We start from the raw sequence: 14,840 nt of genomic DNA on the forward strand, positions 1-14,840 counted from the left end.
GTCGGCGTATCCGCGCAGGGTGGTGGCGGCCGGGGCCTCGCTCCTCCGGGCGGGGGAGTGGCGATGGGGGTGCTTCCCCTCCGGGGCGCCGCCGACGGCCGTAAGGTTGCCGGGGAACGCGGCAGGGGGAGAGGGACGGGTGGCGTACCGGGCGCGCAGCGGCCGCAAGCGGTGGACCGCCCCCGACGGTCGCGAGCAACCCCTGTGGCGGCAGCGGGACTTCGGGGTCTTCTGGGCCGCGCAGACCCTGTCCTTCCTCGGTGACTCCTTCGCACTGGTCGCCCTGCCCCTGCTCGTCCTCCAGGCCACCGGCTCGCTCGCCCGGATGGGCCTGCTCACGGCGGTCGGCGGCGCCGCCTCGGTCGTCGCGGCCGTGTTCGCGGGGGCGGTGGTGGACCGGGTCGACCGGCGGCGTCTCCTCATCGGCTGCGACCTGGTGCGGATGGTGCTCTACGGGCTGATCCCGCTGGTGTGGCTCGCGGGACCGCGCGTCTGGCTGCTGTACACCGTGCTGCCCCTGTGCGAGGCCGTGGGCATGCTGTTCGCGGTCGGCTATGTCACCGTGGTCCGCGGCCTGGTCGGCACCGCGCAGCTCACCGAGGCCAACGGCCGCCTCAACGCGACCGCCGCCACGGCCGGCGTCCTCGGCCCGCTGTGCGCCGGCGTCCTCGCGGGCTGGGCGGGACCGGCCGCCGCGATCGGTGTCGACGCGGCCAGCTTCGGTGTCTCGGCCGCCTGCCTGGCCCTCGTACGCATCCGGCGGCGGCCGGCGGACGAGGAGCCGGCCGAACGGGCCGGGCTGTGGCGGGACCTGCGGACCGGGGTGGCGTTCCTGTACGGCCATCGGGTGCTGCGTGCGCTGACCGCCCTCCTCTTCGTCTTCAGCTTCCTCACCCTCGGTCTCAACGACCTTCTCGTCTACCACCTCAAGCACGACCTCGGCCACGACGACGGCACCGTCGGCACCGTCATGGCGGTCGGCGCGCTCGGTACCGTCGCCGGGTCCCTGCTGGTGGCCCGGGTCCGCCGCGGACTGGGCTTCGGCCCGACCTGGACGGCGGCGGTCGCCGTGGGCGGGGCCGCCGTCGCGGGCCTGGGGCGGGCCCAGGACGTGCCCGTCGTCGGCGCCCTCGCCGCCGTCTTCCTGGCCTGCGTCGCCGTCGCCGGCACCTGCTCGATGTCACTGCGCCAGGAGGTCACCCCCGAACCCCTGCTGGGCCGGGTCACCTCCGCGTTCTGGACCCTCCAGTACGCGGCGGCCCCCGGCGGCGCGGCCGTCCTGACCTGGACCGCGGAACATTACGGCACGGCCCCCGTGGCCCTGGCGGCGGGCGCGGCCTGCGTCCTGCTCGCCGGGATCGCCCTGCTGACGCCGGTGCGGGGGGCCGGGCGGCGGTGACCGCGGTGATCGGTCACCACCGCCGGGGCCGTTCACCCCGTCCGCGCCGAGGCGTTCGCGGGCCTGGCCGAGGCCGGCCCGCTCGACCTGCGCGGCGACGCCCCCGCCGCCACGCACTTCGTGCCGTGAGGCCTCGCGTCAGCCGTTCACCCCGGTGTACTTCCCCAGGCTCCACCGCCACAGCAGCCGTGAGCCCAGATACGCCAGGACGCCCAGCAGGGGGGATGCCGCGGCCAGCCAGTAGGGGATGCCCGTGTCGTGGCCGTGGCCGGTGAGGACGGCGGCCGGGAAGTAGGCGACGAACGCGAGCGGAAGGCCGTAGGTCAGCAGGCCGCCGACCGCCCGGGGCAGTACGTTCAGCGGGTAGCTGCCGAAGGTGCCGAGGAGTTCCTCCAGCCAGCCGCTCCAGTAGTCGGCGGCCGGGAAACGCAGCGCGGCGCAGGCCACCGCCGTGAACAGCGCCGCCTCCAGCAGCATGCCGCCCACGACCGCGGCGACCAGGTACGAGATCCGGCCCGCCGTCCAGTCCAGCTGACTGCGGCCGAGCGCGCCCGCCATCAGCCCCGTGGCCACGGTCAGGTCGCCGATGGCGTTGGTCGGGAAGTAGGCGAGCTGGACCTGCCGGTGCACCGGCATGGGGCGCAGCAGATAGACGTCGATCTTCCCTTCCTGGATCTGCCGGCCGATGAAGTGCACCCGCCCCAGCAGCAGCACCATCAGACCGTGCGCGAGCATCCGGATCGCCGGGATCAGCAGCACCTCCGAACTGTCCCAGCCGCCCATCCCGGTGAACCGGGACAGCAGCACGGTCGCGAACACGATCACCGACACCTGCCAGATCGCGCCGATCGCGATGTTCAGCAGGAACTCGGTGCGGTACTCCATCGAGGAACGGATGTTGAGCAGCGTGATGCGCCACACGATGCGCAGGGCCTTCAGCGACATCTCAGCCTCCCTGCGAGATCACACGTCGCGCGGCCTGCCGCCACACCCACCGGGTGAACAGCGCCAGCACGACCACCCAGCCGGCCTGCACGGCCAACTGGGCCGCGGCATCGGCCAGTCCGATCCGGCCGATGTAGATCGACAGCGGCACGCTCAGCGTCGCCTGGAACGGCAGGAAGCCGCTCAGCCGGATGAACCAGTCCGGGAAGAACCACAGCGGCGCGTACACCCCGGACAGCAGGTTCTGCGCGAAGATCAGGATCAGCATGGCGGAGTTGTTGCGGATGGTGAAGAAGCACAGCTGGTCCAGGATCAGCATCACGTAGTACAGCACCAGCTGGCCCAGCAGCAGACTGACCGCGAACACCCCCGCCACGGCAGCCGATTCGGGCGGGTCGACCACCCCGGCCGCCAGACACACCGTGTATCCGGCCAGCGCCCACGCGAAGCCGTACAGCTGCTCGCCGAAGGCGCGCAGGGCGTAGTAGCGCTGCGGCGGCAGCGGGCGCAGATACCAGTAGACGATGGTGCCGTAGTGCATGTGCTGGATCACGCTGTCCCGGCCGGTGTACTGGTCCAACTGGCGGATACGGGAAGCGAGTACGGCCAGGACGGCGTAGGTGACCGCCTGCCCCTCGTCGAGTCCGGCGGTGCTGCCGGTGCGGGAGTACAGGCCGTGCCACAGGGAGGCCACCAGCACCACCTGCACGGTCAGCCGGAGCAGGACGGCCGTCATCCGGGGCGGGGCGTGCAGCTCCCCCAGCGGGGTGACACGGGCGGCCCGCCAGGCGGGCACGGTCGCCATCACACCGCCTCCGCTTGGATGTAGGCGGCCCGCATCACGTCCTCCAGATCGGCCTCGTCCAGAGCGATGTCCGTCACCTCGTACCGCTCGATGACCGACTTCAGCGCCTGGTGCACGGTCGGTGCGGCGGACCCGTCCGGACCGAACACCACCCGCGCCCCCTCACGCCGGACCACCGCGATCCCCGGCAGCGCCACGACCTCGGTGTGCGGGTCGGTGAGGGTGGCCCGCACCTGCCAGGTGGAGCCGAACTTGCGGCGGATCTCGTCGAGGGTGCCGTCCAGCACGAGCCGGCCGTGGTTGACCAGCACCACCCGCTCGGCGAGCCGCTCGACCTCCGTCATGTCGTGCGTGGTCAACAGGACGGTGCGGCCCCGCTGTTCGACCTGGTACCGCAGGAACTCGCGGACCTGCTCCTTGACCACCACGTCCATACCGATGGTCGGTTCGTCGAGGAACACGACGGGCGGGTCGTGCAGCAGTGCCGCCGCCAGGTCGCAGCGCACCCGCTGACCGAGGGAGAGGTGCCGGACCCGGGTGTCCCAGAAGGAGGACAGCGCGAGGAGGTCGTCGAACTCCGCGAGCCGGGCGCTGTGCTCGGCCTTCGGCACCTCGTAGATGTCCCGGAGGATGGTGAAGGACTCGCGCACCGGCAGGTCCCACCACAGCTGGGTGCGCTGTCCGAACACCGCCCCGATGTTGCGGGCGTTGCGCTCCCGGTCCTGGTACGGCACCACCCCCGCGACCCGGGCCTCGCCGGAGCTGGGGGTGAGGATGCCGGTGAGCATCTTGATGGTGGTCGACTTGCCGGCGCCGTTCGGGCCGAGCAGGGCGAGGAGTTCGCCCGAGTCCACGTCGAAGGTGATGTCGCTGACCGCGTGTTTGGCCACCCGTTCCGGGGCGACCAGGGACCGCAGGGCTCCGGCGAAGCCGGGGCGGCGGACGGTGGTGTGGAAGGTGCGGGACAGACCGCGCACCTGGATGGCGCCGCTCACTCAGTCAACCTCCAGTGGAGCGCGGCCGGCCGACGGAGGCCGGCACGGCCGCGGGAGAGGTCCTTACATTCTCGGAATGTCGATCAAATGGTCAATCGGTTAATCGACCACAGAGCGGTCATCCGGTGGCCGTGAACACGAACGAGAACTCGGCCGGCGCCGCGTTCAGGAAGTACTGCGGCAGCGGCCCGGGTCCGCACGACTGGGAGCCGAGGCCGTGCTGGCCGTGGTCGAGGTTGACCCAGACCGTGTCGCCCGGCGCGAGATCGGTGCGGTGCCGGGCGGCGTCGAGCTGTTCGCTCGTCCAGCGGCGGGCGGTGAACCAGAACTCCGGGTCGCCCTCGATGCGCAGTCCGCCGAGCTCCGCCCAGCGGACGTCGGCGCGGGCGCCGTTCTCCTGCGGACGGACGTACGGAGTCTGCAGACGATCCACCGTCGACTGCCAACGGCCCACCGCCGACGCCGTCCTGCTGTCCGGATACGCCTCGCCGGCACCGCCGCCGAACCAGGTCACCGCGTCGGCCTCGGCCAGCCCGAAGCGGACGCCGAGCCGGGGCAGGGGCACGGTCCAGTCGCCCTCGGGGGTGACGGAGACGGTCAGCTGTATGCGATCGCCGTCCGACCGCCAGGTGTATACCGTCGACAGTCCCACCTCGCGAGCCGCCGGCGCCACCCGCGTCCGTACCGTCAGCGCGTCGTCGCCGAGTTCCACCGCGTCCAGGCGGTGCCGCATCCGGTGCAGACCCAGCTCGCGCCAGAGCGTGCTGTGACGGACGTGGGACTTCCAGTCCGTGCCGTCGTCGTTGTCGGTGGTCGCCCGCCAGACGTCCAGGCGCAGACCGGTCACCGCCACCGGGCCGATGGAGCGCAGGGCGCCCGTGCGGGCGTCGAAGGCGGCCGGACCCAGGGAGATCAGTCCTCCCTCCGCCACCGGACCCACGGCCGCGGCCACGGACGGCGCGACCCGGGCCGTGACGGGCAGCCGGCCCCAGGCCACCACATGGCCGGCGGACGCCCAGGGGCCGTCCTCGGCGAGTACGGCCCGGACCGTCCAGCCGGTCTCCGCGCCGGCCGGGAGGTCCGGCGGGGGCTGCGGCAGCTTCACCTCCGCCGACTCGCCCGCCGCGAGCGCGGGCACCGGCAGGCCCCCCGACGCCACGGTCTCGCCGTCGGCCTCGAACGACCAGGTGAAGGCCAGCGCCGACAGGTCGGCGAAGTCCTGCTTGTTGGTGACGCGGACCGTACCGTCGCCGCAGCCCTCGACGCCGACCGGCTCGATCACCTTCTTGAACTCGGTGAGGCCGGGGGAGGGGGTGCGGTCGGGCAGGAGGAGGCCGTCGCAGACGAAGTTCCCGTCGTGCAGTTCCTCGCCGAAGTCGCCGCCGTAGGCGTAGCCGAGCGTGGGGTGCTCGATGCCGTGGTCGATCCACTCCCAGACGAAGCCGCCCTGGACGCGGTCGTGCGCCTCGAAGATCCGCTGGTAGTCGGCGAGCCCGCCCGGACCGTTGCCCATGGCGTGGGCGTACTCGCACAGGAGGAAGGGCAGTCCGCGCCGCTTGCCGGTACCGCCGTCGAGGTCCCGGCCGATCCGGTCGACCTCCTCGTGGGAGGCGTACATCCGGGAGTACATGTCGGTGTCGCGGCAGCTCCAGTCGCCCTCGTAGTGGACGAGGCGGGAGGTGTCGCGGGCGTGGATCCACTCGGCCATCGCGGTCAGACCGCGCCCGGTGCCGGCCTCGTTGCCCAGGGACCAGATCACCACCGACGGGTGGTTCTTGTCGCGTTCGACCATGCGGGCGGCGCGGTCCAGGAGGGCCGGGGTCCAGCGGTCGTCGTCGACGGGGTTGTCCCGCCAGTCCTGCTCGACGAAACCGTGGGTCTCCAGGTCGCACTCGTCGATCACCCACAGCCCGTACTCGTCGCACAGGCCCAGGAAGGCGGGGTGGGGCGGGTAGTGGGAGGTGCGCACGGCGTTGACGTTGTGCCGCTTCATCAGCAGCACGTCCTCGCGCATGGTCTCCAGGTCCAGGGCGCGGCCCCGCCGCGGGTGCCACTCGTGCCGGTTGACGCCCTTGAAGAGGACCGGCTCGCCGTTGACCTTGATCAGTCCGTCGGCCAGCTCCACCGTCCGGAAACCGATCCGCAGCGGCACCCGCTCGCCCTCGGTCGCAAGGACGCCGTCGTACAGCCGGGGGGTCTCCGCCGTCCACGGCTCGACGGGGACGGCGACCGGCTCCCCGGTCGCGACATCGATGTCGAGAGCGGGCACGGTCACCCGCCCGTCGACGTCGGAGTCGACGCGCAGGGTGCCCTCGCCCGTGACATGGTCGTACGAGGCGTGCACGAAGAAGTCGCGCACGGCGCCCGCCGGCCGGTGCAGCAGGGTCACGTCGCGGAAGATGCCCGGGAGCCACCACTGGTCCTGGTCCTCGAGGTAGGAGCCCGCCGACCACTGGTGGACCCGCACCGCCAGCACATTGCCCACCGTCTTCAGCAGATGGCCGACCGTGAACTCGTGCGCCAGCCGGGACCCCTTGAACTCGCCGAGTTCGGTCCCGTTCAGCCACACCCGGGCGCAGGACTCGACCCCGTCGAACCGCAGGACCGCGCCGCCGTCCGACAGCTGGGGCCAGTCCGCCGGCAGGTCGAAGACCCGCAGATGGTCGCCGGTCGGGTTCTCGGTCGGCACCCGGGGCGGGTCGACCGGGAACGGATAGAGATGGTTGGTGTAGATCGGCGAACCGAAGGCGCCCTCGCCCTGAAGGACCCAGTGGCCGGGGACCGTGACCTCGGCCCAGTCCCCGGCGTCGTATCCGTCCGCGGCGAACGAGTCGTCCTCGGCGTCCGCCGTCTGCGACAGACGGAAGCGCCAACTCCCGTTCAGAGAGAGGCACTTGGCGTCCGAGGAGGCGTACCAGGCGCGGGGCGCGAGCGCCCCTTCGCCTGGTGAGACGTCCTCGACGTAGTCGACGGCCGCCGTCCTGTCGGTGCTGCTGGTGGTGCTGGTGGTGCCGGTGGTGCGGAAGGACATCGGTCTCCTAGGTCAGCCCTTGATGCCGGTCTGGGCGATCCCCTGCACCAGCCAGCGCTGGAGGAAGAGGAACACGAGCAACAGGGGCAGGATGGAAATGGCGGTGGCCATGAAGATCAGGTGGTAGTTGACCGTCTGGTTCGTCATGTACGACGACAGCGCGACCTGCACCGTCCAGGCACTCGGGTCCTGGCCGATGACCAGCGGCCACAGGAAGGCGTTCCATCCGTTGATGAAGGTGATCGTGGCGATCGCGGCGAAGAAGTTCAGCGAGTTCGGTACGACGACGCGCCAGTACGCGCCCCAGTAGCCGAGCCCGTCCACCCGCGCCGCCTCCTCCAGCTCCTTGGGGAACCCCAGGAAGTACTGCCGGAAGAGGAAGCAGGTGAAACCACTGAAGAGGCCCGGGATGATGAGACCTCGGTAACTGTCCACCCAGCCGAGGGACGACACCAGCACGAAACTCGGCACGAAGGTCACGGCCGTCGGCACCATCAGGGTGACCAGCACGGCGTAGAAGACCTTGTTGGCGTGCTTGTACGGGATGCGGGCGAGGCCGTAGCCGGCGAGCGAGCACACCAGCAGGATGCCCGAGGTGTGCAGGACGGCCACGACCACGGAGTTCCACATGGCGTGCGCGAAGTCCACCGTGACGTCGTCGAACGGCTCGGTGATGTTGCCCCACTGGATGTCGGTGGGGAACCACTTCCAGTTCTCGCCCGTGATCTCCTGGTCCGTCATCAGCGCGTTGCGGACGATCAGGTAGAAGGGGATCAGGAAGAGCAGCCCGGCGATGCCGGTCGCGACGTACAGGCCGGTGTTGCCGATGACCCCGCCGCGCCTGGACCTGGCCGGCGTGGTGGCCTTCTTGATGTCGGGTGCTGTGGTGGTCACTTGGACTCCTCACCCCTTCCGAAGCCCATGATCTTTCCTTGCAGCAGCGTGACGACGCAGATGAGCAGGGTCAGGACGAGCGCGCCCGCGCTGCCCGCGCCGTAGTTCTGGTTCTCGCCCAGCGCCATCTTGTACAGCTCGACCAGCGGCGGCTGGCCCCAGGTGGTCTTGGAGAGCAGGTTGAAGAACTCGTCGAAGGCCTGGTAGGCGGCGATGAGCAGCAGCAGGATCACCGCGGTCGAGGTGGCCCGCAGCTGGGGCAGCGTGATGTACCGGAAGGTCTGCCAGCCCGGCTTGGCGCCGTCGATGGCGGCGGCCTCGTACAGCTCCTGCGGGATGTTCTGCAGCGCCGCGAGGAACAGGATCATGTAGAAGCCGGACTGGAGCCACAGCCGGACGGTCACGATGACCAGCCAGTACCAGGGCGGATCGGGGTTGGCGAGCCAGGCGATGTTCTCGACGCCGAACCAGTCGAGGACGGTGTTGGCCAGGCCGAAGCGGACGCCGTTGAAGATGGACATCTTCCAGATCAGCGCGGCGGCGACATAACTGCACGCGGTCGGCAGGAAGAACACCGACCGGAAGAACGCCCGCATGAACCGCAGCCGGTTGACCAGCAGCGCCAGACCCAGCGAGAGGGCCCAGGTGGCGGGCACGATGAACGCGGCGAACACGGTGAAGGTGACCAGGGAGTTACGGAAGTCCGTGTCGGTCAGGATCTGCCTGTAGTTGGCGAAACCGACGAACTCGCTCGGTGTGACCGTGAAGCGTGCCTCGAAGAAGCTGAGGTACATGCTCCAGACGATCGGCACGAAGACGAAGATCACCAGGCCGATCAGGAACGGCCCGGTGAAGAGCCAGAAGTTGAAGGTGCTGCTCGCCCGCAGGCTCCGCCGCGGCCGGGTCCTGGGGACCTCGGCCGGGGCGGGCTGGGCGACCTTGCGCGTGGCGGCGGTCGACATGTCGTGATCCGTTCGGCGGCTTAACCGAACAGCTTCTTGAGCTCGGCGTCGACCTTCTTCTCGGCGGCGGCGAGCTGGGCCTTCGGGTCGCCGTCCTTACGGACGGAGTTGGCCATCACGTCGTTGATCGAGGAGATCATGGCCTGGGTCCAGCCGATGTTGTCGAAGTGGCCGAACTCGTTGAAGAGCTTCACGCCCTCGGCCGGGAGGCCGGACTTCAGCTTGGTCGCGGACTGGGCGATCGAGGTGCGCGGCGGGATGTGGAAGCCGTAGGAGGTGGCGAAGTCCTCCTGGTACTGCTTCTGCTCGATCCACAGCCACTTGACGTACTCCTTGGCGGCCTCGACGTTGTCGCCCTTGGCGTTGACGAACATCGACCAACCGCCGTTGGTGACCGACTGCTTGCCGGCGGAACCGACCTTCGGGAAGGGGAAGATGCCGATGTCGTCGCCGAGCGCCTGCTGCATGGCCGGCATGGCCCACATGCCGCACCACTGGATCGCGGTCAGGCCCTGGGTGAAGGCCGACGGGTCCCACCAGTCGGCGGGGGCGTCGAGGAGCAGGTTGCCGCTGGTGAACAGGGAACGCAGCTGCTTGAGCCCCTCCGCGACCGCGTCGGTGTTGAAGGCGACCTTGTTGTCCTCGGTGAGGGTGTCGGCGCCGGCCGACCAGATCAGCGGGCTCTGCACCGGGGTGATGTCGTTGCCGAGGAAGGCGCCCTTGACCTTGCTGGTCTTGAGCTTGGCGGCGGCCTCGATCAGCTCCTCCAGGGTCTGCGGCACCTCGATCTTCGCCTTCTCGAACAGCGAGGGCCGGTAGAAGAAGAACTGCGGGTCGTCGATCATCCGGACGCCGTAGATCTTCCCGTCGACCGTGTGCGACTTGATGTCGGCCGGGTTGAAGTCGTCCTTGACCGGCTCGATGATGTCGGTCAGATCCGCCACCTGACCGCTCTTGACGAGCTGGATCTGCGGGTGGAACTCGAACACGTCCGGCGCGTTCTTGGTGAGCAGGGCGGCGAACAGCTTCTGCTCGAACTGGGAGCCGGTGATCCACTGGGTGGTGACGTCGGCGCCCTTGTAGGCCTTCGCGTACCGCTTGACGGCCTGCTCGACGCCCGCCTCGCCGTACGCGTGGAAGTACTGCACGAGGTTCTTGCCCGAGCCGCTGCTCCCGCCGCGGCCGTTGTTGCCGCCGCACGCGGCCAGGGTGCCGGCCGCGGCCATACCCGCTGCGGCCCGGAACAGGGAACGGCGGGACCAGTTGCTGTTGCTCATTGCCGACATGCTGACGTCCTTGTCTCGAAGTACGGCTACGGCTCGGTGGATCTGCGTCAGGTGGCTCAATTCCTGTCGCGGAGCGGGACGTTAACCTTCGGCTAAGGCTTCGGCAAGGGGTTGGACGAAGTCTGTTCGAAGCGTTGTGATCGGTTCGGGATGACGAACGGGCCCTCTCCCGGGCACGCCGGAGGAAGGGGTGTAGGGCGCCCGTGAACGGGTAACGCGGGCGCGGGGAAGGGGGGTGAGGGCCGCCGGTGTCAGGGTCCGGCGGCCCTCGGCTCACGAGGCGGGCGCGGTGCGGCTCCTGGCCGGGGTGGCGCGCTTGGTGCTCCGCTGCCCGACGCGCTGGAGCGCCCCTTCGAGCGCGAACGTCGCGGCTCCCAGGCAGACGGGGTCGGTGGGGATCGCGGAGAGGACGATCCGGCTGGCGGCCAGCGGCCGTTTCAGCGCGTGCCGGGCGACGGCCTCGCGCACCTCCTCCAGCAGGGGTTCGCCGAGCCGGGCCGCGACCCAGCTGCTCAGCACCACCACCTCGGGATTGAGTACGTTGACCAGGACGGCGACGGCGGCGCCCAGATAACGGGCCGTGTCCCGTACGACCTTGACGGCCACCTGCTCCCCCGCGGCGACCCCGGCCGCCAGCGCGTCGATGGTGGCGGTCTGGTCCCCCGGGTGCAACAACGGGCTCTGCGGGCTGAGTTCGCGCAGATTCTGCATGATCCCGAGTGCGCCGACATACGTCTCCACACAGCCGTGATTGCCGCAGCGGCACAGCCGGCCGTCGAGCACGAGCGTGGTGTGCCCCCACTCGCCCGCGCTGTTGCTGACGCCCCGGTGCAGCCCGCCGCCCAGGACGAGACCGGCGCCCACACCCGTGCCGAGGTTCACCACGACCGCGTCGCCGTGGCCGCGCGCCGCCCCGAACCACAGCTCGGCGACCGCGCTGGCCCGCAGCGGATTGTCCAGGTACAGGGGATACGCGATGTGTTCGGAGAGCAGATCGAGCAACGGCACGTCGTGCCAGTCCCAGTTGGGCGCGTACTCGGCGATACCGGTGTCCCGGTCCACCTGCCCCGGCACGCTCACCCCGACCCCGAGCACCCGTGCCGCCTCCACCCCGGCCTGCGCGACCACCGAGCCGACGGCCGCCGTGACATGCCCGACCACCTGCTCCGGGCGGCTCTCGCCGGGGCGCATGTTCTCCTCGGCGCGGGCCAGCACGTTCAGCGCCAGGTCGAACAGCTCGACATGGACGTACGTCTCCGCGATGTCGACGCCGATCAACGCGCCCCCCGACGCGTTGACGGCCACGAGACCCCGGGGGCGGCCACCCGCCGAGTCCTCGAACCCGACCTCCGTGATCATGCGGAGGTCGAGCAGCTCGCCGACGAGCGTGGCGACCGTGGCCAGGGACAGTCCGGTCGCGGCCGCCAGCTCCTGCCGGGAGGTGGGCGAGGAGGCGATGATCTGGCGCAGCACCTCGTAGCGGTTCGCGGTGCGGATGTCCCGTGATGTGCCGCGCTTCATCGAGCTCCCTTCGCCGCCCCGGCACCGAGGCCGGTAGCGGCGACGGCACCGGCGCGGCGACAGGCTATGGCGTGCCACGACGTTCGACAAGGGGTTAGGAAAGGGGCTTTATAAAGTCCGCCGCGCCCCGGTGCGCGGGTGGCGCGTTCAGGTCCCCAGGACGTCCCGCACGAAGGCGTTGGTGAACTTCCCGGCGGGGTCCAGCTCGCGTACCAGCGCCGCGAACTCCTCGATCCGGGGATAGCGCGCGCGCAGGGCGGGGGCCGGGATCTCGAACACCTTTCCCCAGTGCGGCCGCGGGGAGAACGGTTCCAGCGCGGCCTCCACCTCCCGTACGGCCGGCAGGACGGCCGGCGTGTCGGCGATCCAGGTGAAGTGCACGGCGACCGTGTCCCGGCCGTACGCCGGGCTGAGCCACTGGTCGTCGGCGGCCACCGTCCGCACCTCGCAGATCTGCAGGACACGGGCGACCGTCTTCCGGATCCCGTCGATCGCATACAGTATCCCGTCGGCCGCCGACCGCGGCAGCAGATACTCGCTCTGCAACTCCTCCCCGCTGCTCGGCGTGAACTCCGCCCGGAAGTGCGGCAGCCGCTCGTGCCACGGCCCCGGCACCCCGAGCTGCTCGGTGCAGTTGACCGCCGGCATCCCCGGCACCGGGTGCAGTGCCTCGGTCGCGGGCGCGGCCCACGGGAACGCGGCGAGGGGCTCGTCGGTGCGCCGCTTCAGCCAGACCTGCCGGAAGCCGGGGGCGCCCCAGTCGGTGAACAGGCTCACGCTGTACGCGGCCCCCGCCACCGTCTCGAAGTCCAGCCCGTCCAGAGGGAGTTCGGTGAACAGGTGCTGCTCGACCCCGTAGTCCGGCTCCAGGTCCAGGGTGAGCGCGGTGACCACGCCGAGCGCGCCCAGGGAGGTCACGGCCCCGCCGAAGCGTGCGTCCTCGCGTCCGATCACGACGGTCGAGCCGTCCGCCGTGACGATCTCCACCTCGCGTACCGCCGAGGCGAGGGAGCCGTTGCGCACGCCCGACCCATGGGTGCCGGTGGCCACCGAGCCGGCCACGGAGATGTGCGGGAGGGAGGCCATGTTCGGCAGGGCGAGCCCGTGCTCGTGCACCCGCCGGGCCAGGGCCGCGTACCGCACCCCGCCGCCGACCCGTACCGTGCGGGCCGCCGTGTCCACGTCGATCTCGGCCGGCAGCGCCTCCAGCGACAGCAGCACCCCGTCGGCGCCCGGGTCGGCGATCCGGTTGAAGGAGTGCCCGCTGCCGAGCACCCGCACCCGCCCGCCGCCCGCCACGAGCGCGCGCAGCGCGTCCACGGACTCCGGCCGGTGCGGCTCACCGGCGGCGAAGACGATGTTGCCCGCCCAGTTCCGCCACGACCGGCTCCCCGGCGGCCCGCCGCGGGCGGCCCCGCCGTGGCCCGGCCCGTCCTGTCCCGCCCCGTCCGTCACGGTCCCGCCCATGCGACTGCCCGCCCTTTCGAGGTGATCGAGAACCCGGAATACCCAGGTCGAACCTACCTTGCCCGCAACACGAGGCACCCCGCCCCCGCCCCCGTGCCGCCGGGGGCATACCGTGAGGAGTCGTACGCCTGAGCCGGGAGGAGAGACGGATGGGCAGCCGTACCGCGCTGGTCGAGGATCTGATGGAGCGGTTTCCGCATGTGCCGCGGGAGGCCGTCTTCAAGGAGGACCTGCTGCGCGGGGGAGTGGCCTTCGACCCCTCGGCCCTCAGCGACAACGAGTCGGGCGAGGTCAAGCCGAAGTCGTACTTCATCTTCTCCTTCGACCATGGCACCCTGCCCGAGCTGGGCGAGGCCGCGCTGCGCCGGCCGCCCGAGGAGATCATCCTGACCGGCGGTCCGTACGACCTCCGGCGCACGGTCGTGTCCGTGCGGGTGAACCCGGCCTCGCCCTACCGGGTGGCGGCCGACGCCGAGGGACTGCTCGGGCTGTACCTCGACGGGAAGCGGATCGCGGACGTCGGCGTGCCGCCGATGCCCGAGTACTACCGGCACACGCTGTCCAACGGGAAGTCCGTGATGGAGGTCGCCCCGACCATCCAGTGGGGCTACCTCATCTATCTGACGGTCTTCCGGGTCTGCCAGTACTTCGGCGCCAAGGAGGAGTGCCAGTACTGCGACATCAACCACAACTGGCGACAGCACAAGGCCGCCGGTCGACCGTATACAGGAGTCAAGGACGTCGAGGAGGTGCTGGAGGCCCTCGAGATCATCGACAAGTACGACACCGCGAAGGCGTCCACCGCCTACACCCTCACCGGCGGCGCCATCACCAAGACGGTCGCCGGGCGTGACGAGGCCGACTTCTACGGCCACTACGCCAAGGCGATCGAGGAGCGTTTCCCGGGCCGCTGGATCGGCAAGGTGGTCGCCCAGGCGCTGCCGCGCGACGACGTGCAGCGGTTCAAGGACTACGGCGTACAGATCTACCACCCCAACTACGAGGTGTGGGACCGCCGGCTGTTCGAGCTGTACTGCCCCGGCAAGGAGCGCTACGTCGGCCGCGACGAGTGGCACCGGCGGATCCTCGACTCCGCCGAGGTGTTCGGCGCGCGCAACGTCATCCCCAACTTCGTGGCGGGCGTGGAGATGGCCGAGCCGTTCGGCTTCACCACCGTCGACGAGGCGATCGCGTCGACCACCGAGGGGCTGCGCTTCTTCATGTCGCAGGGCATCACGCCGCGCTTCACCACCTGGTGCCCGGAGCCGACCACCCCGCTCGGCAAGGCCAACCCGCAGGGCGCGCCGCTGGAGTACCACATCCGGCTCCTGGAGGCCTACCGGGCCACGATGGACGAGTTCGGGCTCTCCTCGCCCCCCGGCTACGGTCCGCCCGGGCCGGGTCGCGCGGTGTTCTCCGTGAGTTCCTTCATGGACAGTCTTCCGGCGCAGGAGGAGACGGCCGTATAGTCCCGGCACCGCCGTTGAGCACAGAGGTGAGCCGCAGAGGTGAACCAAAGCGGTGAACCAAAGCGG

The 14,840-nt window shown here is 70.5% G+C and carries 11 protein-coding genes; 2 read left to right on the forward strand and 9 right to left on the reverse strand.

What is annotated here, in order from left to right; translation table 11 throughout:
• Positions 1-139: 139 nt before the first annotated feature.
• Positions 140-1,399 (forward strand): MFS transporter, encoded by a 1,260-nt coding sequence (locus tag AQJ64_RS01865; protein ID WP_055636243.1) that lies wholly within the window; start codon positions 140-142, stop codon positions 1,397-1,399.
• A 138-nt stretch (positions 1,400-1,537) separates the two neighbouring features.
• Here the strand turns inward: AQJ64_RS01865 and AQJ64_RS01870 are convergent, their stop codons facing one another.
• The 9 genes from AQJ64_RS01870 to AQJ64_RS01910 form a co-directional block, all read right to left on the reverse strand.
• Positions 1,538-2,344, reverse strand: a complete 807-nt coding sequence (locus tag AQJ64_RS01870) for an ABC transporter permease (RefSeq protein ID WP_059202352.1) — start codon at positions 2,342-2,344, stop codon at positions 1,538-1,540.
• A gap of 1 nt (position 2,345) precedes the next feature.
• Positions 2,346-3,149 (reverse strand): ABC transporter permease, encoded by an 804-nt coding sequence (locus AQJ64_RS01875; protein ID WP_055631343.1) that lies wholly within the window; start codon positions 3,147-3,149, stop codon positions 2,346-2,348.
• Positions 3,149-4,144: an ABC transporter ATP-binding protein gene (locus AQJ64_RS01880; RefSeq protein ID WP_055631342.1), complete on the reverse strand. Its 996-nt coding sequence runs from the start codon at positions 4,142-4,144 to the stop codon at positions 3,149-3,151. The genes AQJ64_RS01875 and AQJ64_RS01880 overlap by 1 nt, the downstream gene beginning before the upstream one ends.
• A gap of 118 nt (positions 4,145-4,262) precedes the next feature.
• Positions 4,263-7,175, reverse strand: a complete 2,913-nt coding sequence (locus AQJ64_RS01885; RefSeq protein ID WP_055631341.1) for a glycoside hydrolase family 2 TIM barrel-domain containing protein — start codon at positions 7,173-7,175, stop codon at positions 4,263-4,265.
• Between the two features lie 12 nt (positions 7,176-7,187).
• Positions 7,188-8,069 (reverse strand): carbohydrate ABC transporter permease, encoded by an 882-nt coding sequence (locus AQJ64_RS01890; protein WP_055631340.1) that lies wholly within the window; start codon positions 8,067-8,069, stop codon positions 7,188-7,190.
• Positions 8,066-9,031: a carbohydrate ABC transporter permease gene (locus AQJ64_RS01895; protein ID WP_055631339.1), complete on the reverse strand. Its 966-nt coding sequence runs from the start codon at positions 9,029-9,031 to the stop codon at positions 8,066-8,068. The genes AQJ64_RS01890 and AQJ64_RS01895 overlap by 4 nt, the downstream gene beginning before the upstream one ends.
• Before the next feature lie 20 nt (positions 9,032-9,051).
• Positions 9,052-10,317: an ABC transporter substrate-binding protein gene (locus tag AQJ64_RS01900; RefSeq protein ID WP_055631338.1), complete on the reverse strand. Its 1,266-nt coding sequence runs from the start codon at positions 10,315-10,317 to the stop codon at positions 9,052-9,054.
• 273 nt (positions 10,318-10,590) lie between these two features.
• The gene (locus AQJ64_RS01905) at positions 10,591-11,838 is read right to left on the reverse strand and encodes an ROK family protein (RefSeq protein WP_055631337.1); all 1,248 of its coding nucleotides are present in this window, start codon (positions 11,836-11,838) and stop codon (positions 10,591-10,593) included.
• A 147-nt stretch (positions 11,839-11,985) separates the two neighbouring features.
• Entirely contained in the window at positions 11,986-13,305 is a 1,320-nt protein-coding gene (locus tag AQJ64_RS01910) for an FAD-binding protein (protein ID WP_079061415.1), read from the reverse strand.
• 149 nt (positions 13,306-13,454) lie between these two features.
• On the opposite strand from AQJ64_RS01910, the gene AQJ64_RS01915 reads away from it, so the two are divergent.
• The gene (locus tag AQJ64_RS01915) at positions 13,455-14,774 is read left to right on the forward strand and encodes a radical SAM protein (protein ID WP_055635535.1); all 1,320 of its coding nucleotides are present in this window, start codon (positions 13,455-13,457) and stop codon (positions 14,772-14,774) included.
• The last annotated feature ends 66 nt before the right edge of the window (positions 14,775-14,840 follow it).

Origin of the sequence: Streptomyces griseoruber, assembly GCF_001514205.1 — a bacterium.
GTDB classification, from domain to species: domain Bacteria; phylum Actinomycetota; class Actinomycetes; order Streptomycetales; family Streptomycetaceae; genus Streptomyces; species Streptomyces griseoruber.